18 protein-coding genes and 1 pseudogene are annotated in these 25,633 nt (G+C 62.0%); 2 read left to right on the plus strand and 17 right to left on the minus strand.

Going from position 1 to position 25,633, the window contains the following annotated elements; translation table 11 throughout:
• Nucleotide 1: 1 nt before the first annotated feature.
• From BJG93_RS25255 to BJG93_RS25300, 4 genes and pseudogenes are all read right to left on the minus strand, one after another.
• A complete protein-coding gene (locus tag BJG93_RS25255) occupies nucleotides 2–331 on the minus strand; it encodes a hypothetical protein (protein WP_027194071.1) in 330 nt (109 codons plus the stop codon).
• A gap of 35 nt (nucleotides 332–366) precedes the next feature.
• Complete coding sequence (locus tag BJG93_RS25260; protein ID WP_231337597.1) at nucleotides 367–2,139, minus strand: YadA family autotransporter adhesin; 1,773 nt, start codon at nucleotides 2,137–2,139, stop codon at nucleotides 367–369.
• A gap of 282 nt (nucleotides 2,140–2,421) precedes the next feature.
• A pseudogene (locus tag BJG93_RS36515) lies at nucleotides 2,422–11,085 on the minus strand (ESPR-type extended signal peptide-containing protein); the annotation flags it as partial.
• Nucleotides 11,086–11,777: 692 nt separating this feature from the next.
• Nucleotides 11,778–12,188, minus strand: coding sequence for a hypothetical protein (locus tag BJG93_RS25300; RefSeq protein WP_154671674.1), 411 nt, complete (start codon nucleotides 12,186–12,188; stop codon nucleotides 11,778–11,780).
• Nucleotides 12,189–12,345: 157 nt separating this feature from the next.
• On the opposite strand from BJG93_RS25300, the gene BJG93_RS25305 reads away from it, so the two are divergent.
• Complete coding sequence (locus BJG93_RS25305; RefSeq protein ID WP_051374151.1) at nucleotides 12,346–13,149, plus strand: EAL domain-containing protein; 804 nt, start codon at nucleotides 12,346–12,348, stop codon at nucleotides 13,147–13,149.
• Between the two features lie 52 nt (nucleotides 13,150–13,201).
• Here the strand turns inward: BJG93_RS25305 and BJG93_RS25310 are convergent, their stop codons facing one another.
• From BJG93_RS25310 to BJG93_RS25330, 5 genes are all read right to left on the minus strand, one after another.
• Entirely contained in the window at nucleotides 13,202–13,489 is a 288-nt protein-coding gene (locus BJG93_RS25310) for a hypothetical protein (protein ID WP_231337519.1), read from the minus strand.
• A gap of 9 nt (nucleotides 13,490–13,498) precedes the next feature.
• Nucleotides 13,499–13,693 carry a hypothetical protein gene (locus BJG93_RS25315; RefSeq protein WP_167544164.1) on the minus strand — a complete coding sequence of 65 codons (195 nt, stop codon included), beginning with the start codon at nucleotides 13,691–13,693 and terminating at the stop codon, nucleotides 13,499–13,501.
• Between the two features lie 307 nt (nucleotides 13,694–14,000).
• Nucleotides 14,001–14,378 (minus strand): hypothetical protein, encoded by a 378-nt coding sequence (locus tag BJG93_RS25320; RefSeq protein ID WP_154671676.1) that lies wholly within the window; start codon nucleotides 14,376–14,378, stop codon nucleotides 14,001–14,003.
• Nucleotides 14,379–14,396: 18 nt separating this feature from the next.
• On the minus strand, nucleotides 14,397–14,594 hold the full coding sequence (locus tag BJG93_RS25325) for a hypothetical protein (RefSeq protein WP_027194076.1): 198 nt from the start codon (nucleotides 14,592–14,594) through the stop codon (nucleotides 14,397–14,399).
• 184 nt (nucleotides 14,595–14,778) lie between these two features.
• Nucleotides 14,779–16,584: an OmpA family protein gene (locus BJG93_RS25330; RefSeq protein ID WP_027194077.1), complete on the minus strand. Its 1,806-nt coding sequence runs from the start codon at nucleotides 16,582–16,584 to the stop codon at nucleotides 14,779–14,781.
• Nucleotides 16,585–16,957: 373 nt separating this feature from the next.
• Here BJG93_RS25330 and BJG93_RS25335 point away from each other — a divergent pair, with 373 nt between their 5' ends.
• Nucleotides 16,958–17,686, plus strand: a complete 729-nt coding sequence (locus BJG93_RS25335; RefSeq protein WP_051374153.1) for an OmpA family protein — start codon at nucleotides 16,958–16,960, stop codon at nucleotides 17,684–17,686.
• A 167-nt stretch (nucleotides 17,687–17,853) separates the two neighbouring features.
• Here BJG93_RS25335 and BJG93_RS25340 read toward each other — a convergent pair whose 3' ends face one another.
• The 8 genes from BJG93_RS25340 to BJG93_RS25375 all read right to left on the minus strand — a co-directional run bounded on the left by BJG93_RS25340 (nucleotide 17,854) and on the right by BJG93_RS25375 (nucleotide 25,476).
• Entirely contained in the window at nucleotides 17,854–18,240 is a 387-nt protein-coding gene (locus tag BJG93_RS25340; protein ID WP_027194079.1) for a BON domain-containing protein, read from the minus strand.
• Between the two features lie 30 nt (nucleotides 18,241–18,270).
• Entirely contained in the window at nucleotides 18,271–19,416 is a 1,146-nt protein-coding gene (locus BJG93_RS25345) for a porin (protein WP_027194080.1), read from the minus strand.
• Nucleotides 19,417–19,554: 138 nt separating this feature from the next.
• A complete protein-coding gene (locus BJG93_RS25350; RefSeq protein ID WP_027194081.1) occupies nucleotides 19,555–21,183 on the minus strand; it encodes a 3-(methylthio)propionyl-CoA ligase in 1,629 nt (542 codons plus the stop codon).
• A 49-nt stretch (nucleotides 21,184–21,232) separates the two neighbouring features.
• Complete coding sequence (locus BJG93_RS25355; RefSeq protein ID WP_027194082.1) at nucleotides 21,233–21,589, minus strand: Rieske (2Fe-2S) protein; 357 nt, start codon at nucleotides 21,587–21,589, stop codon at nucleotides 21,233–21,235.
• A gap of 32 nt (nucleotides 21,590–21,621) precedes the next feature.
• Nucleotides 21,622–22,188, minus strand: coding sequence for an RBBP9/YdeN family alpha/beta hydrolase (locus BJG93_RS25360; RefSeq protein ID WP_027194083.1), 567 nt, complete (start codon nucleotides 22,186–22,188; stop codon nucleotides 21,622–21,624).
• A gap of 18 nt (nucleotides 22,189–22,206) precedes the next feature.
• The gene (locus BJG93_RS25365; RefSeq protein ID WP_027194084.1) at nucleotides 22,207–23,055 is read right to left on the minus strand and encodes a TauD/TfdA dioxygenase family protein; all 849 of its coding nucleotides are present in this window, start codon (nucleotides 23,053–23,055) and stop codon (nucleotides 22,207–22,209) included.
• A 10-nt stretch (nucleotides 23,056–23,065) separates the two neighbouring features.
• A complete protein-coding gene (locus tag BJG93_RS25370) occupies nucleotides 23,066–24,046 on the minus strand; it encodes a quinone oxidoreductase family protein (RefSeq protein WP_027194085.1) in 981 nt (326 codons plus the stop codon).
• 107 nt (nucleotides 24,047–24,153) lie between these two features.
• Nucleotides 24,154–25,476 carry an MFS transporter gene (locus BJG93_RS25375; RefSeq protein WP_027194086.1) on the minus strand — a complete coding sequence of 441 codons (1,323 nt, stop codon included), beginning with the start codon at nucleotides 25,474–25,476 and terminating at the stop codon, nucleotides 24,154–24,156.
• Nucleotides 25,477–25,633: the final 157 nt, after the last annotated feature.

Raw genomic sequence — 25,633 nt, forward strand, 5'->3', positions numbered from 1 at the left:
GTCACCTCAACTGCGCGACGATCGACACTGCGGCGACTAGGCCTAACGCCGCACCGCTCGCACGGCCTCCCCACGCGCCGGCATGCGGCTGCACGCCGAGGCGGGAGGTGCGCGCCGCGCGCATCGATATACGCCAGAGCCACGGCAGGACAAACAGGACGACGCTAGTCAGCAACACGACCAGACATAGCTGGGTGACTTCCGGCGTCATGCCGGCGACGCCGTCGTCGAACCAGTCGAAATAGCTGACGACGGACATCGTCCAGCATGTCACCAATCCTCCGGCCAACAGATTGGTGACAAAACGATCGGTGTAATCCATCAAGCTCATATCCGCTCCTTCATTGGAACTCGCGATACCCGCCTTTACCATTGATAGCCAATGCCCGCCCCGTACACGGTGCCCGACGAGCTGGTACTGACGCCGCCCTTGAGCTTCAGATTGTCGGTAATGCGCGCCGTGAAACCGATCGCAACCGCCGAGTAGCCCTTGTAGTTCCCCGAACCGATCCCGACTGACAAAGTCTTGCCAGGATCGACCTCGGGAATCATCGTCAGAGCAGTCGCCCCCGCGATACCGGAGTAAGCCTGCCGCGCCAGCGCGTTCACGCCCTGCTGAACCGAGTTCAACTGCGACATGTTGACCGCATCGGTCGGGTTCACGCCCGGCGCCACGTTGGTGAGTGTCCGCTCATGGCCTGGCGAGCCGATCGACACGGTATCCGGTTCGCTGGCGACCGAGCCGGCGCCGAGCGCCACCGAGTTCGGCCCGCTTGCCGTCGCGCCCGAGCCCACCGCGACGCTCTTGCTGCCGCTCGCGGTCGAATTGCCGCCGAGCGCTGCCGATTCCGTTCCCGTCGCGCTTGCCGGCTCACTCGAGTTCACCGCGACACCCTTCAACGGCGTGGAACTGACCGTCGACTGCTGATCCGGCGGGACCTGCGCACCCAGCCCGCTGCTGCCCAGCGTGCTGATTTGCGTTTCGAGCGCAAACAGCTGGCTGCCGTTGATCGCGTCGGTGCTGGTCGCGGAGACCTTGCCCGCGGCGATGTTGGTCAGCGTGACAGCCGAGCCTGCGCCGACGCCGCCGAGCGTCACGCTGTTGTGCGCAGGACTGTCGTACAGCACCGCGTCGCTCGCCACCGAGGCCACCGCCTGCAACTGGCTCACGTTCACCGCGTCGGTCGGCGCGGTACCCGCGGCGACGCCGGTCAGCTGGCGAGCGCCCGAAGTGCCGGTGAAGTCGACGCTGGTGCCGCCCGTGTGCGCGCCCACCGTGATGACCCCGTTGCCCGGTGCGCCGCCTGCCTGCTGCACGAGGCCGACCGTGCCGTTGGCGATGCCGGTCGACAGCGCCGTGACGCTGCTCGAGGCCGTGGTCAAACCAGTGGACAGCGAGGCCACGCTGCTGTTGGTGGTGCTCAACCCGGTCGACAGCGACGTCATGCCGCTCTGCACCGTGCTGAGGCCCGTCGACGTCGAGGTCGACAGCGCGGTCACGTTGCTGTTGGTCGTGCTCAGCCCCGTCGACAGCGACGTCATACCGCTCTGCACCGTGCTGAGGCCCGTGGAGGCCGAGGTCGACAGCGACACGACATTGCTGTTGGTCGTGCTCAGGCCCGTCGACAGCGAATTGAGGCCCGCCGTCGTGGATGTCGACAGCGAGGTCAGCTGGCCGAAGTTGACAGCGTCGGTCGGGTTCACGCCGTCGGCGACATTGGTCAGCGTCACCGGCGTGGTCGAACCCGCGCCGCCCAGCGTGACCTTCGTATGCGACGGATCGTCATACTGAACCGCGTTCGCGACGCCGGTCGACAGCGACGAGAGGCTGGTCGAGGTCGACGTCGACAGCGAGGTGACCGAGCTGTTGGTCGTGCTCAGGCCTGTCGACAGCGACGTTACGCCGCTCTGTATCGTGCTGAGGCCGGTCGAAGCCGACGTCGACAGCGAAGCGATACCGGTCGAGGCCGACGTCGACAGCGAAACCACATTGCTGTTGGTCGTGCTCAAGCCTGTCGACAGCGAATTGACGCCGCTTTGCGCGGTGCTGAGGCCCGTCGACGTCGAGGTCGACAGCGAGCTCAGACCCGTCGAGGTCGAAGTGGACAGCGAGTTCAGGCCCGTGGACAGTGAAGTCACACCGCTTTGTGCCGTGCTGATGCCCGTCGAACTCGACGTCGACAGCGACGCGATACCGGTCGACGTCGAAGTCGACAACGAGCTCACGCCAGTGGACAACGAAGTCACGCCGCTTTGCACCGTGCTGATGCCGGTCGAAGCGGACGTCGACAGCGAGCTCAGACCGGTCGAGGCTGACGTCGACAGCGACGTGACCGTGCTGTTGGTTGTGCTCAGACCCGTCGACAACGAGTTCACACCGCTCTGCACCGAGCTGAGACCCGTCGACGCGGTGGTGGACAACGAGGTCAGCTGCCCGAAGTTGACTGCATCGGTCGGGTTCACACCGGCGGCGACGTTAGTCAGCGTCACGGGTGTGCTCGAGCCCGCGCCGCCCAGCGTGACCTTCGTATGCGACGGATCGTCGTACTGGACCGCGTTCGCGACGCCGGTCGACAGCGACGAGATGCTGGTCGAGGTCGACGTCGACAGCGAGCTCAGGCCCGTGGACAGTGAAGTCACCCCGCTTTGTGCCGTGCTGATGCCCGTCGAGCTCGATGTCGACAGCGACGAGAGGCCGGTCGACGTCGAAGTCGACAGCGAGTTCAGACCTGTGGACAGCGAAGTCACCCCGCTCTGTGCCGTGCTGATGCCCGTCGAAGCCGAGGTCGACAGCGAGCTCACGCCGGTGGACAAGGAAGTCACGCCGCTTTGCACCGTGCTGATACCCGTCGAGGCCGACGTCGACAGCGAGCTCAGACCGGTTGAGGTCGAGGTCGACAGCGAATTCAGGCCTGTGGACAGCGAAGTCACACCGCTTTGTGCGGTGCTGATACCCGTCGAGCTCGACGTCGACAGCGACGCGATGCCGGTCGACGTGGAAGTCGACAGCGAGCTCACGCCGGTGGACAGCGAAGCCACGCCGCTTTGAACCGTGCTGATGCCCGTCGAAGCGGACGTCGACAGCGAACTCAGACCGGTCGAGGCCGATGTCGACAGCGAAACCACGTTGCTGTTGGTCGTGCTCAAGCCTGTCGACAGCGAATTAACGCCGCTTTGTGCGGTGCTGAGACCCGTCGACGTCGACGTCGACAGCGAGCTGAGGCCGGTCGAGGCCGACGTCGACAGCGAGCTCAAACCGGTCGACGTCGAAGTGGACAGCGAGCTCAGACCCGTCGACAGCGAATTCACACCGCTCTGCGCCGTGCTGATACCCGTCGAAGCGGAGGTCGACAGCGAGCTCACGCCGGTGGACAGTGAAGTCACGCCGCTTTGCACCGTGCTGATACCCGTCGAGGCCGACGTCGACAGCGAGCTCAAACCGGTCGACGTCGAAGTGGACAGCGAGCCCAGGCCCGTCGACAGCGAATTCACACCGCTTTGCGCCGTGCTGATGCCCGTCGAAGCCGAGGTCGACAGCGAGCTCACGCCGGTGGACAAGGAAGTCACGCCGCTTTGCACCGTGCTGATACCCGTCGAGGCCGAGGTCGACAGCGAGCTCAGACCCGTCGAGGTCGAAGTGGACAGCGAGCTCAGACCTGTGGACAGCGAAGTCACTCCGCTTTGTGCGGTGCTGATGCCCGTCGAGCTCGACGTCGACAGCGACGCTATACCGGTCGACGTCGAAGTCGACAGCGAGCTCACGCCGGTGGACAGTGAAGTCACGCCGCTTTGCACCGTGCTGATGCCGGTCGAAGCGGACGTCGACAGCGAGCTCAGACCGGTCGAGGCCGACGTCGACAGCGACGTGACCGTGCTGTTGGTCGTGCTCAGACCCGTCGACAACGAGTTCACGCCGCTCTGCACCGAGCTGAGGCCCGTCGACGCAGTGGTGGACAACGAGGTCAGCTGCCCGAAGTTGACCGCATCGGTCGGGTTCACGCCCGCGGCGACGTTAGTCAGCGTCACCGGTGTGCTCGAGCCCGCGCCGCCCAGCGTGACCTTCGTATGCGACGGATCGTCGTACTGGACCGCGTTCGCGACGCCGGTCGACAGCGACGAGATGCTGGTCGAGGTCGACGTCGACAGCGAGCTCAGACCCGTGGACAGTGAAGTCACCCCGCTTTGCGCCGTGCTGATGCCCGTCGAGCTCGACGTCGACAGCGACGAGAGGCCGGTCGACGTCGAAGTCGACAGCGAGTTCAGACCTGTGGACAGCGAAGTCACCCCGCTCTGTGCGGTGCTGATGCCCGTCGAAGCCGAGGTCGACAGCGAGCTCACGCCGGTGGACAGTGAGGTCACGCCGCTTTGCGCTGTGCTGATACCCGTCGACGTGGACGTCGACAGCGAGCTCAAACCGGTCGAGGTCGACGTGGACAGCGAATTCAGGCCTGTGGACAGCGAAGTCACACCGCTTTGTGCCGTGCTGATGCCCGTGGACGACGAGGTCGACAGCGAAGCAATGCCGGTCGAGGCGGAAGTCGACAACGACGTGACCGTGCTATTGGTCGTGCTCAAGCCCGTCGACAGCGAATTGACGCCGCTCTGTACCGTGCTGATGCCGGTCGAGGCCGACGTCGACAGCGAGCTCAGACCCGTGGACAGCGAGGTCACGCCGCTCTGCGCCGTGCTGATGCCGGTAGAGGCCGAGGTCGACAGCGATGAGATGCCGGTCGAAGCCGAAGTCGACAGCGAGTTCAGCCCCGTGGACAGCGAGGTCACGCCGCTCTGTGCCGTGCTGATGCCGGTAGAGGCCGAGGTCGACAGCGATGAGATGCCGGTCGAAGTGGAAGTCGACAGCGAGCCAAGCCCCGTGGACAGCGATGTCACGCCGCTTTGTACTGTGCTCAGACCCGTCGAGGCCGACGTCGACAGCGAACTCAGGCCGGTCGACGCGGAGGTCGACAGCGAAGTGACCGTGCTATTGGTCGTGCTCAATCCCGTGGACAGTGAAGTCACGCCGCTCTGTGCCGTGCTGATGCCCGTCGAGGTCGACGTCGACAGTGAAGCGATGCCGGTCGAAGCGGACGTCGACAACGAGTTGACGCCCGTGGACAGCGAATTGACGCCGCTCTGCGCCGTGCTGATACCGGTCGAAGTCGAGGTCGACAGTGAAGAGAGGCCGGTCGAGGCCGACGTCGACAGCGAGTTCAGACCCGTGGACAACGAATTGACGCCGCTCTGTGCGGTGCTGATACCGGTCGAGGCGGAAGTCGACAGCGAAGCGATACCGGTCGAAGCCGACGTCGACAGCGAAGTGACCGTGCTATTGGTCGCGCTCAGCCCGGTCGACAGCGAAGTCACGCCGCTTTGTACCGTGCTGATGCCCGTCGAAGCCGACGTCGACAACGAGCTCACGCCGGTCGAAGCAGAAGTCGACAGTGACGAGAGACCCGTCGACGCGGAGGTCGACAGCGAGTTCAGGCCCGTGGACAACGAGTTCATCCCGCTCTGTGCCGTGCTGAGGCCGGTCGAGGCCGACGTCGACAGCGACGTGACCGTGCTGTTGGTCGTGCTCAGCCCGGTCGACAGTGAAGTCACACCGCTTTGCGTCGTGCTCAAGCCCGTCGACGCCGAGGTCGACAGCGAGGTCAACTGGCCGTAGTTGACGGCGTCGGTCGGGTTCACGCCGGCGGCGACATTGGTCAGCGTCACCGGTGTGCTTGAACCTGCACCACCCAGCGTGACCTTGGTATGCGACGGATCATCGTACTGGACCGCGTTCGCGATGCCCGTCGACAGCGACGAGATGCCGGTCGAGGTCGACGTCGACAGCGAACTCAGGCCGGTCGACAGCGAAGTCACGCCGCTTTGTGCCGTGCTGATGCCTGTAGAGGCCGACGTCGACAGCGAGCTCAGGCCGGTCGACGCCGAGGTCGACAGCGAAGCGATGCCGGTCGAGGTCGATGTCGACAACGAGGTTACCGTGCTGTTGGTCGTGCTGAGGCCCGTCGACAGCGAAGTCACGCCGCTCTGTACCGTGCTGATGCCCGTCGAGGTCGACGTCGACAGCGAGCTCAGGCCGGTCGACGCGGAGGTCGACAGCGAAGCGATGCCGGTCGAAGCCGAGGTCGACAACGAGGTGACCGTGCTGTTGGTCGTGCTGAGGCCCGTCGACAGCGAAGTCACGCCGCTCTGTGCCGTGCTGATGCCCGTCGAGGTCGAAGTCGACAGCGAGCTCAGGCCGGTCGACGCCGAGGTCGACAGCGAGCTCAGACCCGTCGAGGCGGAAGTCGACAACGACGTAACTGTGCTGTTGGTTGCGCTCAGACCGGTCGACAACGACGTCACACCGCTCTGCACCGTACTGATGCCTGTAGAGGTCGAGGTCGACAACGAGCTCAGGCCGGTCGACGCGGAGGTCGACAACGACGTGACCGTGCTGTTGGTCGTGCTCAATCCCGTGGACAGTGAAGTGACGCCGCTTTGTACCGTGCTGAGGCCAGTCGAGGCCGACGTCGACAGCGAAGCGATGCCGGTCGAAGCGGAAGTCGACAGCGAGCTCACGCCCGTGGACAGCGAATTGACGCCGCTCTGCGCCGTGCTGATACCGGTCGACGTCGAGGTCGACAGTGAAGAGAGGCCGGTCGAGGCCGACGTCGACAGCGAACTCAGGCCAGTCGAAGCGGAATTCGACAGCGAAACCATGTTGCTGTTGGTCGTGCTCAAGCCGGTCGACAGCGAACTCACGCCGCTTTGCGCGGTGCTGATGCCCGTCGAGGCCGACGTCGACAGTGACGAGAGACCCGTCGACGCGGAGATCGACAGCGAGTTCAGGCCCGTGGACAGCGAGTTCACACCGCTCTGTGCCGTGCTGAGGCCGGTCGAGGCCGATGTCGACAGCGACGTGACCGTGCTGTTGGTCGTGCTCAGGCCGGTCGACAGTGAAGTCACACCGCTTTGCGTCGTGCTCAAGCCCGTCGACGCCGAGGTCGACAGCGAGGTCAACTGGCCGTAGTTGACGGCGTCGGTCGGGTTCACGCCGGCGGCGACATTGGTCAGCGTCACCGGAGTGCTCGAACCTGCACCACCCAGCGTGACCTTGGTATGGGACGGATCATCGTACTGGACCGCGTTCGCGATGCCCGTCGACAGCGACGAGATGCCAGTCGAGGTCGACGTGGACAGCGAGCTGAGGCCGGTCGACGCAGAGGTCGACAGCGAAGCGATGCCGGTGGAAGCCGATGTCGACAACGAGGTGACCGTGCTGTTGGTCGTGCTGAGGCCTGTCGACAGCGAAGTGACGCCGCTCTGTACCGTGCTGATGCCGGTCGATGCCGACGTCGACAGCGAAGTCAGGCCGGTCGACGCAGAAGTCGACAGCGAAGCGATGCCGGTCGAAGCCGATGTCGACAACGAGGTGACCGTGCTGTTGGTCGCGCTCAGGCCGGTCGACAGCGAAGTGACGCCGCTCTGTACCGTGCTGAGGCCCGTCGAGGCCGACGTCGACAGCGAAGCGATGCCGGTCGAGGCGGAAGTCGACAGCGAGCTCACGCCCGTGGACAGCGAGTTGACCCCGCTCTGTGCCGTGCTGAGGCCGGTCGACGCCGACGTCGACAGCGATGTGACCGTGCTGTTGGTCGTGTTCAGCCCGGTCGACAGTGAAGTCACACCGCTTTGCGTCGTGCTCAAGCCCGTCGACGCCGACGTCGACAGCGAGGTCAACTGGCCGTAGTTGACGGCGTCGGTCGGGTTCACGCCGGCGGCGACGTTGGTCAGCGTCACCGGTGTGCTCGAACCTGCACCGCCCAGCGTGACCTTGGTATGCGACGGATCATCGTACTGGACCGCGTTCGCGATGCCCGTCGACAGCGACGAGATGCCGGTCGAGGTCGACGTGGACAGCGAGCTGAGACCGGTCGACGCAGAAGTCGACAACGACGTGACCGTGCTGTTGGTCGTGCTCAGACCGGTCGACAACGACGTCACACCGCTCTGCACCGTGCTGATGCCTGTAGAGGTCGAGGTCGACAGCGAACTCAGACCGGTCGACGCGGAGGTCGACAACGAAGTGACCGCGCTATTGGTCGTGCTCAAGCCCGTGGACAGTGAAGTCACACCGCTCTGTGCCGTGCTGATACCGGTCGAGGTTGAGGTCGACAGCGAAGCGATGCCGGTCGACGCGGAAGTCGACAACGACGTGACCGTGCTGTTGGTTGCGCTCAGGCCTGTCGACAGCGAAGTGACGCCGCTCTGTACCGTGCTGATGCCCGTCGAGGCCGACGTCGACAACGAAGCGATGCCGGTCGAGGCGGAAGTCGACAGCGAGCTCACGCCCGTGGACAACGAGTTCACACCGCTCTGTGTTGTACTGAGGCCGGTCGAAGCCGAGGTCGACAGCGAGGTCAACTGGCCGTAGTTGACGGCGTCGGTCGGGTTCACGCCGGCGGCGACGTTGGTCAGCGTCACCGGTGTGCTCGAACCTGCACCGCCCAGCGTGACCTTGGTATGGGACGGATCATCGTACTGGACCGCGTTCGCGATGCCCGTCGACAGCGACGAGATGCCGGTCGAGGTCGACGTCGACAGCGAAGCGACCGTGCTATTGGTCGTGCTCAGGCCAGTGGACAGCGACGTCACGCCGCTTTGTACCGTGCTCAGACCGGTTGAAGCTGAAGTCGACAGCGACGTAACCGTGCTATTGGTCGCGCTCAGCCCCGTCGACAGCGAAGTCACGCCGCTTTGCGCCGTACTCAGACCGGTCGAAGCCGAGGTGGACAGCGACGTAACGGTGCTGTTGGCCGTGCTCAGGCCCGTCGACAGCGAAGTCACGCCGCTTTGCGCCGTGCTCAGACCTGTCGAAGCCGAGGTCGACAGCGACGTAACCGTGCTATTGGTCGTACTCAGGCCTGTCGACAGCGAAGTCACGCCGCTCTGCGCCGTGCTGAGACCCGTCGATGTGGACGTGGACAACGAGGTGACTTTGCTGTTGGCCGTGCTCAAACCGGTGGACAGCGACGTCACACCGCTTTGCGTCGTGCTCAGGCCGGTCGAGGTGGACGTGGACAACGAAGTCAGCTGCCCGAAATTGACGGCATCGGCCGCGTTCACGCCGTCTGCGACATTAGTCAGGGTTACCGGCGTGCTCGCGCCCGCGCCACCGAGCGTAACCTTGCTATGCGTCGAGTCGTCGTACTGGACCGCGTTCGCAACGCCGGTGGACAGCGACGCAATGCCGGTCGAGGTCGATGTCGACAGCGAGCCCAAACCCGTGGACAACGAATTCACGCCACTCTGTGCCGTGCTGAGGCCCGTCGATGTAGACGTGGACAACGAGGTAACTTTGCTGTTGGTCGTGCTCAGGCCGGTGGACAACGAAGTCACGCCGCTTTGCGCCGTGCTGAGACCCGTTGAGGTCGACGTCGACAGCGAGCTGACGCCGGTGGACAGCGAATCCACGCCGCTCTGCACCGTACTAAGGCCTGTCGACGTCGAAGTGGACAGCGACGTCAATTGGCCGAAATTGACCGCATCGGTCGGATTCACGCCGGCGGCGACGTTAGTCAGCGTCACCGGCGTGCTCGAGCCCGCACCGCCAAGCGTGACCTTCGCATGCGACGCGTCGTCGTATTGAACCGAATTTGAAACTGCCGTCGACAAGGACGCAACGCCGGTGGACGTCGAAGTCGACAGCGACGAGACAGCGCTGTTGGTCGTGCTCAGACCGGTGGACAGCGAGCTCAGGCCCGTCGACGCCGACGTCGACAACAGCGTGACGTTGCTATTCGTCGTGCTCAAACCGGTAGACAGTGAACTCAGCCCCGTCGACGCCGATGTCGACAGCAGCGCGACGTTGCTATTCGTCGTGCTCAAACCGGTAGACAGCGAGCTCAGGCCCGTCGACGCCGATGTCGACAGCAGCGTGGCGTTGCTATTCGTCGTGCTCAAACCAGTAGACAGTGAACTCAGCCCCGTCGACGCCGATGTCGACAGCAGCGTGACGTTGCTATTCGTCGTGCTCAAACCGGTAGACAGTGAACTCAGCCCCGTCGACGCCGATGTCGACAGCAGGGTGACGTTGCTATTCGTCGTGCTCAAACCGGTAGACAGCGAGCTCAGGCCCGTCGACGTCGACGTCGACAGTGAGTCCACCGTACTCGCGACCGAATACAACTGGCTGCCATTTACCGCGTCAGTACTGCTTGCGCCGACTAGCCCCGCGGCCACATTCTGTATGCGCCGCTCGGCCCCCGCCGCTCCAACACTGACGACACCGGCAGCGCCATTAGAGCCGGCGAACGACCCAAACGTGGTCCCACCGATTGTCGCGCTGCTGACCGTGCCGGTTCCGCCGGTGGCCGTCGTCGCGGTACCGGTCGTACTGGCGCTCGAGCCGAGCGCGACCGAATTGGCAACATTTGCTGTCGAGTGGTATCCAAGAGCCGTCGACTGACTACCTGACGCAACAGCTACAGTTCCAAGCGCGACAGCCGATACACCCGAAGCAGTACTCTGAACGCCAATAGCCACTGCCCAAGTCGCACTACTAGTGACAACACTCCCAAGGCCAATCGCAATGGCGTCCAGACCATTTGCTTGAGCGGTACTACCAATGGCTATAGCGTTCGCAGCGTTTGTTACAGCGGTACTACCAATGGCTATCGAGTCGATGTTGCTTGCAGTTGAGTAATTGCCAATCGCAGTCGAACCCGAACCCGACGCAACATTCAGAAACCCGAGTCCCGTAGCCCACACACCACTGGCCGTACTCCCGGCACCGACAGCCGTTGCCCCACTCGCAATGGCGTCAGTCTGGCCACCAACTGCGGTCGCATAAGTCGCATTCGCTGTAGCAGCAACTCCACCAGGCGCACTAATAGCGACACTAGCAATTACCGACGCTGAGCCATTCCCTGCAGAGTACTGTGCATAAGCACTATGTCCCTGCGCACCTAAAGCCACGATTGCCAAGGCGGTAGCACGAACTAACTTTGACTTTTTGGGCTTCCCCCTTGCAGAATCGATTTCCGACACTGCAACCCAAGCCCCCAGCGATTCGTTCCAGATCGATCGGTATGTCTTGTTCATTCTTTATTGCCCACCCTATTCTCTCACCCGATCATCCGCAACTCTTCGATCCGGGTTCACTACGGCCTCGACAGAACACATGAGATCCCTTCGCCAACCCCATCACGCGGAATTCGTTGCCGAATTCCTTTCAAGGCAATCTCATTACCCAAAGAACATATTGGTCAGCATATCGATCGCCTTAACCCGCTTTGCGAATATTTGTGACATGCCTTGATGCCCTCGGGTATCTGCGCACGCAGCGCCCCACGCCCTGCTTTTCGCCTGCCCCAACTTCAATCCTCGTTGCGAGTTTCATCCCCGCGGAGACGAAGATCTCCGCCAGGGCAACGCAAACCCACCCTCCGACCATCATGTGGATTCTGGAAACTTGCGTGTATGTGAGTGAACGAATTGAAAACTGACTGAATCTTATGAAAGCACTTAACTCTCGCCCCGATCTCTGAATATCTCCTTATCGACGCGCATATGTATCAGCTTGAAAATACTGAAGTCACGTCAATTCTTCCGGATTCGCCGTTTCGAGACACTTGGCGCGCAATATCGCTCGAGTTCACAAACATTCACAACATTCGTGGACCGGATAGTTAAAATCGGCGCGCGGTACTGCAATCGAAAATTTTGATCGAGCTCGGAATAGCCACCCGCGAACACTGCCGCCGCACGCTTACTCGCCATCCGGAACAAAACACTCAAGCAAGCAAGCTGTTCACTGTCGCACCGACCCAGATACCACCAACCAGACCGACGACGCGCCCCATCAGCATTGCGCGCACATGCTCGTCACGAGTAAACACGCTACGCCGAGACCGCAAAACCGTCTTCAGCAACAAGGGCCTCGGCAACAGCAAACAGGCCGAAGCGACAGCCTTCAGCGCCAGTCGCAACGCGAATCCGTGACCGATGGAAAAGGTCAACTTCCAATGATCCACTCCGGCGGAGACGAACCATCCGACGAGGACGCCCAATGTCACGCCCCCAAAAAACCTTTCAGCCAAATACGTTGAATGCACGATCCTTCCCAGTTTTCCAGTGAGTGAATGGTAGAAGGCATCGTGGATCAACGCGTCACAGAAAGTGAACCGCCGGAATGGGAAGACCATGAAACGCATGCTTCATTGATGCGCCACGTTTCAATAATTCACAACCCGTTCGACATAGTTCAGTACGATTCCATTGTCGGAACAGTTCGTCGATAAACGGCACGAACGTCGGTTCGCCCGATGTGAGGCCTGCAACACACGTGCATCAGAGATTGCCATGGAACACATAGCCGCGAACATTTGCAACTCCTGCACAATCGGCGACGCGGAGCGCGGACTAGCCAGACGGGAATTCTTCTTCGTCTATCAGCCCAAACTTCGACTGCAGCAAGGCCGGCTGTCTGGCTTCGAATCACTGCTGCGATGGCGCCATCCTGCACGCGGGGTTCTCACACCAGATGCGTTCATCCACTTTGTGGAAGACTCCCCGCTAACCGCGAGCTTCACGGATTTCGTCGTCGCCGAAGCGACCCAGACGCTGGCTGACTGGACAACCCGCGGGTACGACACGCTTTCTCTAGCGGTCAATCTTCCCGCTAGAGAAATTGGCCGCCCCGGGTTTACAAACAAGCTATCCACCCTGCTTCGCACCCGCTCGCTGAATGCGTCCCGGTTGCAGATCGAACTCACCGAAAACACCGATCCCGGTTCGATCGACACGCTTGCGTCGGCGGTAAAGTCTCTCAGGGAATCCGGCGTAAGCGTCGCAATCGACGACTTCGGCTCGGGGTGCTGGTCGCTTGCCGTTCTCCATCGGCTTGGCGTCGATACACTCAAGCTGGATCGCAAGTTCATGCGCGATATTCAGGACAACGCCGATTCAAAAGTGGTAGTGGAATCGCTCGTGCAGCTCGGGCAGCGCCTCGGCAAACGCGTTGTCATCGAAGGCATCGAGACGGCGGCGCAGTTTGCATGGGCCATGACAGTCGGACATATAGATTGCCAGGGTTACTACATTTCAGAGCCGATTAGCACCGAACAGATTGACCGGCTGATCGCGAGACACGGCATCACTCATTAGCGCTTTCTACCTCGCTTATATATCCTCAACCCCGCCCACCTCACAGGTTGACTCACAGTAAAGTTTCGGGTTTCACCTGATACGCGAGCAACCCCGTCCACTGCCAGTCTGGAAGCGAAGCCATTTTCTCGAGACGCGCAAATTCTTCCTGCCCCGGTTCGGTCAGGATCGCAATGTCGATGGGTTCAGGAACTCTCGCGTGGACTCTGGGTGGCAAGCGCTGGATCTCAACAAGTCCGAGGTTGCGAAGCGTAACCAGTTTCTTCGGTTTCTTCGTCCACGGGATCTGGCGGTGATAAACCAACCTGAGCAATCTGAGACTTTCTTCGTTGGACAACACCGCAGCCACCTACTTCGGAAATATCAGCGCGAGAATCAAATGGAGAAATCCCCACGCGAACAGCAGTGACAGGGAAACCGCCCCGACGGCGAACGACACGATCCAGCGCTTGCCAAGACCCGACATGCCGTCAACCTCGTCTGTCCAGCGCGCGAATCTGTTTGCCGCAGGTAACCCGGGTTGAATAGTTACTTCAGTTCGCATGTATCAACTTTTCTCGAATAAAGCGTTTGCACGGCTTTGTGAACGGCACAGTCTGTCGATCTCTGGCAGGTGCAATTTCCCCCGGCGCACACTAGCACCAGCGCCCTTTTGGTCTCGTCCCCGCAAGCACATACCGGAATGCATCGCCCGACATCAGTGCAACCAGGCGCATCATCCTCACCCCTTGCACGCCCGTCACAATGGCAGGCTTTGATGTGACCCACGCTTCCATCGCTTGAAGTCGATGATGCAGTTCCAAGATCGTTTTCGTCTCTGACTCATTCATTTTTTTTGCGCTCATCGCCGTTCACCATTTCCAGGGCGCCGTTACGGCATCTACCGCTATCCGTGGATAGGCAATCGACTCCTCCGCGGCGCGCGCCATATGGAGAAAATTAGCATCATTGGACGCTTTCCCTTGCCACACATGATCGTTGACTTTCCGGCCCACCAGATACAGTCGAAAATGCGCCCCAAGAATGATCACGCCCATCGCAGTTTTTACTACACCGCCTCTCGCCATGCGTATCTTCTCCAACTGCACACTGCTGAGTCGAACCCCGACGCGTTGCTCGCTGTGGCCGGCCGCGAGTAACAGCATGTCGTCATCCGCGGCAAGAAACCAAGTCGGCGTCTCGGTGCCGAGGCGTAGATAGAGAAGATCCTCTGCACACCATGCAGTCATGCCGCGCACCTTCGCCAATCAAAAAATTTGGTGATCGTTTGGAACGGTTTCGCGAGTGTGCCGTTCTTCGGCCAACACGCGACGCGCCTCGCGATGGACTGCCAGAACGCCGAACGACAACTCGTCAAGACCGGTAGCTCGCGCGGCCACCTTGAATGCGGCGTAATCTTCCGGGTGAAACGAAAGGGTCACTTGGACCCGATGCGGGCTTGCCATTGATAGCTCCAGTCTGGTTTCAGTGCTCACAATGCTTGGTCAGAACACTTGCAACGGAATGTAACTGGAGACCTACGTGGGGGTTGCCAAGAATTGTGACATCGGGTGCCTTGTTGTCAGGTTCGACAGATCAAGGCAACTTTTCGTTTGGCTTCGGAAAAATACCCGATTCCCACACAATCCGTTATCTAGCCGACGCTTGCGCCAGCACAAATTCGACACGGCGATTCGCAAAGCGACCTCCAGCCGTCGCATTGCTCGCGATTGGCGTCGCTGAACCATAGCCGCGCGCCGTCAAGAGGTCCGGCGTGACACCCGCCTCGATAAAAAAAGCCCGCACCGCGTCCGCACGCTTTTGCGAAAGCAGCCGATTGGCCTGCTCATCGCCGACGTTATCGGAATAGGCGTTGATGTCGAGTGCCACCGGATGACCATTGTCAGAACATGCCTTAAGCAGCTGCGCGGACTCGGCAAGGTTCTCTCTCGCGGATAAGGGGATATGCCCACTAGATGCCGCGAAGTCGACGACCTGCAAGTTCAGCACTTTGGCGACATCCGGACCGATGCACGCATCGCCCGCATTGAGCAGCTTCACCATCGTGCTCAAAAACAACTGCGTGGCGAGATCAACGGCTTTATCCGCACTGAACTGACCGATTTCCCAGGACGGACCGAACACATTTTGCAAGCGCTGCTGCCAGCCGAGCGATGTTTTCGCAGCCGCCCCACCAAGCTCGATGCGCTGCGTGTCGATTCCAATTTCGGCGCCAGGCAAAGCCATCAACGACAAGAGTTCATCGACGTGCGCCAGCCAGTCGGTTGCGCGCAGGCTCGCGTCAACTTTCAGATCGGCGGCGAAGCGTCCGGCACCAAATTTTCGGTTCAACGCGTCAATAAGCGTTTGCCGCTCCGCATCGCTACTGAGCGTACCCGTTAAAGAAGGTACGCCAGCTTGATTGACGCTAAATGCGAGCCTGCCACTTCTTGTGGACGCGTTCGCCGCCAGATTTGAAGCCGCTTCCGATGCAGCATGAGTCCCCGGGGCAAACGCTGCACTTCCTGATGCTGCCATCGGTGCGGCCGCGGATCCCTGAGGCACGGATGAAGCCGCATCCGGTCGCGTTACGACGCCAGCCGTGGCCGACGCGATCGAGGGCGCAACGACGCCATGGGTCGAATCATTCGACGACATGGTCGGCTTAGCCCCCATCCTCTGTCCGTGGAAATGGGCATAGGCGAAAAGGCCGAACTGTGCGGCCGCCAACACGGCAAACAGCAGCCATATGCCTCTGCGCGAAGACCTCGCTCCGGCTACCGGCGCCGCGACGCCGTGCGGCGCGGCAAGTGCGGAACGTCGGAGTGCGTTTTCATCTTCAGCCACCGGTTGCATCATATGTGCCGCCGCTGATTCGAGCTTGCCGGCAATCGACCGAGTGAAATCGCCAGCATTATCGAATCCGATCGATTCGGCGACGCGATCGGTCAAATGCCGCGATACCACTGGCAACTGATCGCCGAGCAACACAGGCAGTCCGGCCAACGTTCCTTGTTCGAGTAGAACGTGATGTTTGAGCACGCCGAACAGCACCGAACCGACCAGCGCGGTCATGACATGAGCAGCCTGAGCCGGTATGCCGTTCTGACGCGCGATCGGATCACTCGTCAGCGCGATTCGCCTGCCGGTAGCATGCACGAAGAGCGACTCGCCGGTCGTTTCAAGATCCTTGATACTCGACGAAGCACTACACAGCCGCAGGAATTGCTCTTCGATACGGGCATTCGCTTCGGGCGACGTGACAGCGGAGAATACGGCCCTCACACCATCGGGTGTCGCCGCACCCGCCATCAGCGACGCAATCAGCGCGGGACTGGCAAGTGTCGTGACCCTCCCGAGCATTTCCGACGACAGGCCGATTTGCTCCGCAAGACACTGCCGGTTCAAATCGGAAAATACCGCATCAACTGATTTGACGAGATCGATGCTCTTCATTTTTGTTCTCTTGAAATTGCAGCGCTGAAGCGCCTGTGCAAGGCGAGGCGATCTTTTGAGCGTAAGGTAAGCGCTTTTCGCGAGGCTGTGAAGCACGCGTTAACTCTATTCGGATAACTGACGTAAATCCGCAATGTTTGACAGAACTTCAGATTTGCGTCGCGAAGGTCTGTGGTTGAATGTTTCGCTAAATCGCTTACCGGAAAATCTCGCCAAACAGGTTCACAAAGTGTGGCAATCAGAAGGCATCAACCCGGCTAGAGTTCACGAACTCGCGCGCAGGAGACCAACCAGCAACGTCAAACTTAGCGATGCAACGAACCTGACGTGAATCCCTGTCGACAAAGAAGAATACCGATGAGGTTCAATATCCATGAAATTTGACACGACACAAAAATTCGGCGCGGCGCTGCTGATTAGCGTAGCGCTTGCGGGATGTTCCGCCGCGTCAGGGCCCACATTCAGTGCCTACTCGATCAATCTGCCGAATGATCAAAAAGCGTTTCAGGTGAGTTGCGAGGGACTGTTCTCGAGCCAGGACACCTGTTATTCGAAGGCCCGTGAAATCTGCGGCAAGAACCCCATGCGTCCGACGCAGGAGATTGCGCCGCTTGCTGCTGCTGGAAGCCATCGCGATGCGCGCACGCTGACATTCCAGTGCGGAACAGCGCCTGTCGCGCAGACCGCGCCGCTCACAGCCCCCACGCCGGTGGCTGCTCCCACCGCCGTCACGCAGGTCCCCGCTCCGGCACGCACGCCGCCACAGAAGCTCTCGTTGAGCGCCGATGCAAATTTTGAACTCGATAAGGCGACGCTCACGACCGATGCTCGTCTGCGCCTCGACGCGCTTATCAAGACTGCCGCAGGCACGACGTTCGACACCGTCACGGTGAATGGCTATACCGACGCGACGGCATCGAACGCCTACAACCAGAAATTATCGACACAGCGTGCGCAGAGCGTCGCACAGTATCTGCAAAGCCGCGGACTGAAGTCGCGGCAATTCGTTGTCAACGGATACGGCAGTGCACATCCAGTTGCGCCGAATACGTCCGCAAGCGGACGCGCAAAAAACCGGCGGGTGGAGATCGATTTGAACTGATACGATCGCTTGAACCGCTTCTTCAACCGGCCTTGGCGTGCCCGTTCACGCCGTGGATCTGGAAAATGTTCCTGGCGAAGTCAATGCCGCTCGTAGTAACGCTGGTCGACAGGTGGTGGCTTGTTATGGTGGTCGCCTCGCGTTGACTCCGCCGATGCGTGAGCCCTTTACATCCCGCCCAACGGTTTTTGCACGGTCAGCTTGTTGATCACCGAAGTCACCCCGGGAACGCCTTTGGCGATCTCCGCAACCTGATTGACCTGCGAAGCGTCGGTCACGGTGCCATTCAACGTCACCACGCTACCTCTCGCGGTCACGCTGATATTTCCGGCGCTGATCTCCTTGTGCTTGCCGATCGCGGCATACACCTGCCGACGCAGCGCGCGATTGGCTTTCCTTGCGCTGACAGGCGATGCGGCGTTAGCTTCCATCCCGGGTGTGCCCGGCGTGCCCGAAGGTGCGCTGGCCGCCTGGCCCGGCTGCGACCATGCGTTGCCGGACGCGGCCAGAATCAATGTGGCAATCGCCAACGCGCGTGCCTGAATGCTTTTCATCGAATACTCCATTTGTTATTGATCACTTGATCAGAAGCTGTGACGGATGCCGATCATGGCCGCCGTGGTGGACACGCCAGGCGCAACCGGGGCGCCATAGACGATGGTCTGGTTCATGGTTCCCTTGTTGTCGACGTAACCCACTTGCGCGTACGCCCTTGTGCGCTGGGATAGGTTGTATTCCGCACCCACAGCGATTTCGCTGGAATGGTTCGCCGAGTTGTTCTTGTCTTTCAGGTAGTAGTACCCGGACGTGATCTTGAAACGCGGATTGATCTGGTAGCCGAGGCCCCCCGAGATCATTTCGAAATCCGCGGTGTTGCTATGCGCCGGGTTCTTGCCGGCGCCGTACGAGGCCGACACCGAAAATCCGGCGATCGTGTACATCGCACCAAAATAGTAGAAACGGTTGTTCGCAAGCCCGGTCGCCGGGATAGCGGGGGCTGCCGGGTAGGTGATCGGATACGGGTTGGTATCGTGGCCGTTGTAATACAGCGCGGACAGATTCAGACCGTAGTTCGAATACTTGAGCACGGCCGACTCGCGCGTACCGCCCTGGAAATGACCGGCGACGCCGCCCGGCGCGTACTCGAGCGCAAGCGACGCGCCATGGAATTTCGGCGAGTTGTAGACGAGCGCGTTGCTGTCGTACAGCGCGCCAATCGGCGCGTTCGTGCTGGTGCCGGGCCAGCCGGCCGCCTGATTGACGCCCAGCCACGCGGTCAGAATACTGCCGAAATACTGCGCGCCGCGGACGTCGGTTTCCGCCATCGCGTAGATCATCGGCACGATCTGCCGGCCAGCGTCGAAGGTACCGAAGGGCCCGGACACGCCGACTGTCGCGAACTGATTGAAGATCGCGGTCACGCCCGGCGTGTCGGACAGGCCGAACTTGCCGTTCGCAGTGTTGAACGTACCCTGCAGCTTGAAGTTGATCTTGTAGCCGCCGCCGATGTCTTCGCTTCCCTTCACACCCCAGAAGCTCGAATAGATACCGCCGTCCTTCAGCTGATAAATTTTGCCCGTGTTCGGCGCGTGCGGCAGAAAGGTCGCCGCCGATGTGCTCTGATACAGCAGCCCCGTATCGACTACGCCATAAAGCGTCACCGACGATTGCGCATGAGCCGCCGTGGCCAAAACAGCCAACGCGATAGCGCTGCTTGACTTCAATTTCATTGTGTCTCCTCCGCATACCGGCGTTGGCACAAAAGCCATGCCGCGGTCGCTTCCAGATGATTGGTGGTTATGTGAGCGCCGGGTTCACCCGGTCGCCTTGTTGCGTGAATCGAACTGCGTTGCTGCGACAGCGACCCGTCAGGCCGGCAGGTAGTAATCCCCGAACTGATCGCGTAACTGGTTCTTGAGCACCTTGCCCGTCGCGCCGAGAGGAACGGTGTCGACGAACACCACTGCATCGGGTGTCCACCAGCGCGCGACCCGGCCGTTGAAGAAGGACAGCAGTTCGTCGCTGGCCAGATCGCTGCCCGGCTTTTTCACGACCAGCAGCAGCGGCCGTTCGTCCCACTTCGGATGCCGTGCGGCGATACAGACGGCCATCGAGACTTCCGGATGCAGATACGCGACGTTTTCGATGGCCGCCGAACTGATCCATTCGCCACCCGACTTGATCACGTCTTTGCTGCGATCGGTGATCTGCATGAAGCCGTGCGGGTCGATCGTCGCGATGTCGCCGGTTGGAAACCAGCCGTCGCACAATGGCGACTCGACGTCGGCGCCGAAGTACTGCTGCGTGACCCAGTGACCGCGCACCTGCAGATCGCCAGCGCTCTCGCCGTCCCACGGCAATTCATTACCGTCAGAGCCGACGATCCTCATGTCGATGCCGAACAGCGCGCGTCCCTGCTTCGCCTGAATCGTGTACTGCTCCGCCATCGGCAGCGACTGCTGATGCGCCTTGAAACTGCAGACCGTGCCGATCGGGCTCAATTCGGTCATACCCCACGCGTGCAGCACCTCGACCTGGTGGCGCTGCTGGAACGCCTCGGTCATCGCGGTCGGACACGGCGCGCCGCCGATCACCGTGCGCCGCATCGACGAGAAGGTCCCGCCCATCGCATCGACATGCGTGAGCAATCCCTGCCACACGGTCGGCACGCCGGCCGACAGCGTCACGTGTTCCGTTTCGATCAGTTCATAGAGCGACTTGCCGTCGAGCGCCGGCCCCGGAAACACGAGCTTCGCGCCGACCATGCAGGCGACGTAGGGCAGTCCCCACGCGTTCACATGGAACATCGGCACGACCGGCAGGATCACATCGCGCGCGGAACAGTTCAGCGAATCGGGCAGCGCCGCCGCGTAGGTGTGCAGCACCGTCGAGCGATGGCTATACGGCACGCCCTTTGGATTGCCGGTGGTGCCCGAGGTGTAGCACAGCGACGACGCGCTGTTCTCGTCGAGCACCGGCCACTCGAAAACGTCGTCGTGAAGATCGAGCAGGTCCTCGTAGCACATCAGCATGGCGTTCATGCCGCTTGTTTGCGGCATGTGCGCGCGATCGGTCATCGCCACGAATATCTTCGGGCTCTTGACCTGCGGCGCGACGCTCTCGATCAGCGGCAGAAACGTCAGGTCGAAGAACACAACACGATCTTCCGCATGCTCGATGATGTACGCCAGCTGGTCGACGTGCAGCCGCGGGTTCAGCGTATGCAGCACCGAGCCGGAACCCGACACGGAGAAATACAGCTCCATGTGACGATAGCCGTTCCACGCGAGCGTCGCGACGCGCTCGCCCCGGGCGACGCCGAGCGTCGACAGCGCGTTGGCCATGCGGCGCGCGCGCTGCGCGAGGTGCCGATACGAATAACGATGGACGTCCCCTTCCACGCGTCGCGACACGATTTCCTGTTCGCTGTGATGGCGCTCCGCGTGCGTGAGCAGCGCGGAGACCAGCAGCGACTGCTGCATCATCAAGCCTTGCATCTTTCCGTCTCCTGATTGGTTGTGGCGTCTCATAGCCGGCCTGGCCGTCCTACGTTGTCGCGCTGCCGGCTCGCGCCTGCGAGGGCGTCGCGTTCGGCTCGTCGATACTCACCACCACCTTTGAATCCACTATTCCGACCGGGAAGGTCGTCACACTCAATCCGCCTGTTCCCGGCATACAGCCGGTGCGCACGTCGAAGCTCAATCCGTGCGCCGGGCAGCGCAACATGCAGCCTTCCAGCTTTCCGCTCGCGAGCGAGGCCCCGTTGTGCGGACAGGCGTTGTCGACGGCGTGAAGCGTGCCGTCGATGTTGAAAAGCACGATGCTGCGACCTTCGATGAAGGCCAGCTTGCGCTGGCCCGGCGCGAGCTCGCCGGCAACACCCACCACGCTCTGACGGGACATCCCAGACTCCTTCTGATCCGGCGCGGGCCGCGTCACATCAGTACCAACCGGCGAATCAACGTCTCGGCCATCGGCCATTCGCCAAAGCCCGCAGCGGGGTTGAGGTGCCCCACTTCGCCGAGATCGACGAAGCGGCTGCCCCAGTCCTGAGCCATGTCCTGGGCACGCTCGTGCCGCGCGAGCGGATCGTTGCGGCTAGCACCGACGATGCTCGGGAACGGCAGCGGCTCGCGCGGAATCGGCAACCAGCCGTTGTGTTCGAGCGTATCCAGCTCCGGATAGCCCGCCGGCATCGGCGTTTCGAGGTCCGCGGGCGCCGCGAGCAGCGCACCGTGAATCTCGCGCTTGTGCTGCGCCGCCCAATGCACGGTGATCATCACACCCGCGCTATGCGCGACCAGAAGTACCGGGCCGTCGATCCTCGCGAGCGCGGCGTCGAGCGCCGCGACCCTGGCCGCGCAACTGAGCTTGTCGTGCTCGAGCGGCGGCACCGAGAGCGCTTTCGGCAGCCGTTGCTGCAGCAGGGTTTGCCAATGCTCCGCGACGTGGTCGCGCAGGCCCGGGACCATCAGAATGGTCGGTGTCAATTCGTAATTCATGGGAAGCTACGTGCCAGTTCAGTACGGCTTGTCGCCGATAATCCCGGCCCGTTCCATCTTGCGATGGCACGGCGGGTAGTCCATCACCGCATAGTGCTGGGTGCTGCGGTTGTCCCAGATCGCGATGCTGTTCTTCTGCCAGCGCCAGCGCACCTGGTACTCGGGGATGTACGCCTGGCTGATCAGATAGCGCAGCAGATCGCCCGCGCCCGGATTCGCGTCCTGTCCGAAACGCACGCGTTCGGGCGTGTGATAGTTCGTGAAATGGCTGGTGAAGGCGTTCACGAACAGCACCTTCTCGTCCGTCTCCGGATGCGTTCGCACGACCGGGTGCTCGGCGTCCGGAAACTGCGCCTTCAGCGCGAGACGTTTTTCGATCGGCATCGCGGCACCGAAGCTCGCCTCGATGCTGTGGCGCGCGCGCAGGTCCGCGATCTGCGTCTTCACGTGCGCCGGCAGATTCTCATAGGCGAGGACCATATTCGCCCACATCGTGTCGCCGCCGACGGGCGGACACTCCACGCAGCGCAGCACGGCGCCGAACTGCGGCGCTTCGCGCCACGTGGCGTCGGCATGCCACGCGTTTTCGTAGCGGTCGTTGGGCTGCTCCGGGGTCTTGTAGATGCGCACGAGACCCGGATGCTCCGGATCGCTGCCCGCGACCGGATGGTCTTCCAGTTCGCCGAAGCGGCGCGCAAACGCCAGGTGTTCGGCGCGCGTGATGTCCTGGTCGCGCAGGAACAGAACCCGGTGCTTGAGCAGCGCAGAGCGGATCTGGGCAAACAGGCCATCGTCGTTGATCGCATGGGCGAGATTCACCCCGGTCAGTTCGGCGCCGATCGAGTACGTCAATGGTTCGACTCGCATGACTCGCTCCTCAGATCACGAAGACCGACGAACCCGTCGTCTTGCGCGATTCCAGATCCCGATGCGCTTGCGCCGCATCTTCGAGCGCATAACGCTGATTGACCTCGATGCTGATGCGTCCCGACGCGATCAGTTCGAAGATTTCGCCGGCAAGATCGTTCTTCTCGACCGGGTCGGCGATGTAGTCCGCGAGCGCCGGGCGGGTCAGATAGAGCGAACCCTTCATCGCCAGCAATTGCGGATTGAACGGCGGAATCGGGCCGGAAGCCGTACCGACGCAAACCATCAGACCGCGGCGCTTCAGCGAATCGAGCGAGGCCTCGAAGGTATCCTTGCCGACGCTGTCGAACACCACGTTCACGCCGACGCCATCGGTCAGTTCGCGCACGCGCTTGGCGACGTCTTCGCGGCTGTAGTTGATGATGTGCTCGCAGCCGTGAGCGCGGGCCACCTCGCCCTTGGCCTCGGTCGAAACCGTGCCGATCACGGTCAAGCCCAGCAGCTTCGCCCATTGCGAAACGATCAGGCCGACACCGCCGGCGGCGGCATGCAGAAGGATCGTGTCGCCCACCTTGAAGTCGTGAATGCGGCGCATCAGATACGCGGCGGTCAGGCCGCGCATGGTCATGCCGGCCGCCGTTTCGCAGTCGATCGCATCGGGCAGCCGGATCAGCGGCGCAGCCGGAATCAGGCGTTCGGTGCTATACGCGCCGAGCGTGTTGATAAAGCCCGTGTAGGTCACACGATCGCCCACTGCCACGTTCATCACGTCCGGGCCAACGGCTTCGACCACGCCCGCGGCCTCCACGCCCATCCCCGCGGGCAGCGCGACCGGGTACAGGCCGCTGCGGAAATAGGTGTCGGCGAAATTGAGGCCCACCGCCTGATGGCGCAGGCGAACCTGTCCGGGGCCGGGGTTGCCCACTTCGACGTCCTCGTAGCGCAGGACGTCGGGACCACCGGTTTCATGAAAGCGAACTGCCTTTGCCATGTCGAATCTCCAATTCTTTACAAGATCTGCAATCTGCAGAGTTCGTTGCGCCCGCGGCGGCGTGACAGGTTCTGTTCACTATGCCGTCCGCGCGGCGCGCCGTGATGTCAGCCTGCGGCCCGCTCACGCAGGGCGTTGAGACGATCGAGGTCGCCCGAGTAGTTCCGTTTGCCGATCATGAATGCGGCAGCCGCGACGAGCGGTGCGAACGGCACCAGTTGCAACGCGCCCAGCAGCCCGATCCGATCGGCGACAATGCCGGTGAGGACAGCCGCCGGCGCGAGGCCCAGCAGGTTGTTCGCGAGCGTCAGAGTCGCAAACGCCGAGGCATGAATCGTCGGCGGCGTGAGGTTCGCCACCATCGCGCCCGACGGGCCGCTCGCGCCGGCGCAGAAGAACATGCCGGCACCGATCACGACGAGTTGCCACGGCCCCGCGGGCATCTGGAAGCCAATCGCGAGCAGGACGAAACAGGCGAGGCAGAAAGCGATCGCGGCGACCCATTTGCGTTCCCGGGCGTTCTTGCTGAGCCGGTCGGCGAGGTTTCCGCACACCACCATGCCCACCCCGGTTACCAGCACGAACACCGCAGCGCACATCGCGGCCTTGCCGGTGGCCATGCCGTAGTAGCGATTCAGGAAGCTCGGCAACCACGCCCACACAGCGGCGGGAACCAGCAGATGAAGGCCGCTGCCCACATAAGCGCACACCACGGACTTCGTCGAGAACAGTCCCTGCATCAGCGCGCGCAGGCTCATGCACACGCCGCGCGATTGCGCCTGCCTCGTCACGCTCGCCGGCTGCAGCGGCACAAGACGCTTTTCGGTGACGACGAGGCGGTAGATCGCGACCAGCACGATCCCCATCGCCGCCATTGCGCCGAATGCCGAACGCCAGCCGAGGTGAGCCGCCACCGCGCCGCCGAGGGCCATACCCAGCACCGAGCCGAACGCGCCGCCCGCCATGAAGGTGCCGGTCAGCGTGGCGCGCAGCCGCACCGGGAAAATGCTCAGGACAACTGCGATGCCGACACTACCGTAAGCTGCTTCGCCGATACCGACGAAGGCACGCGCAAGCAGCAACTGGCCATAGCTCGTCGAGACCGCGCAGCCCACCGTCGCGAGACTCCACATCGCCGCCATCAGCACGATGCTCTTCACGCGGCCCCAGCGGTCGGCGAGCACCGACAGCGGAAACGTGAGCACACCGACCATCAGCGCGACTACGCTGCTGAGCGAACCCAGTTGCGCGTCGGACAAATGCCATGCGGCCTTGAGCGGCGGAAACACCGCATTCAACACTTGCCGCGACATGTAGTCGGACAGCAGCAACCCGACCGTCAACGCAAACACCACCCATGCATAAGCGCGCACGCCCGTCTGTGCTACCGAAACTTCGCCCGTCGTGGGCCCAGCATGCTGAATGAGCATGGTTCTGTCTCCTTCCAGGCTGACGCCTTGGCGGCCGCCTTGCCCGCGAGGGCCGACGACCTGTTATGGATTCCGCTACCGGCTGCCCGCTATGCGCCGGGGAGCGCTGCCCGTGAAGCCCGGCCTCGGCTTACGCGTCGGTCCGGGCTCCCGGCGA

The sequence above is a fragment of the Paraburkholderia sprentiae WSM5005 genome (genome assembly GCF_001865575.2).
In the GTDB taxonomy this organism is placed as follows: domain Bacteria; phylum Pseudomonadota; class Gammaproteobacteria; order Burkholderiales; family Burkholderiaceae; genus Paraburkholderia; species Paraburkholderia sprentiae.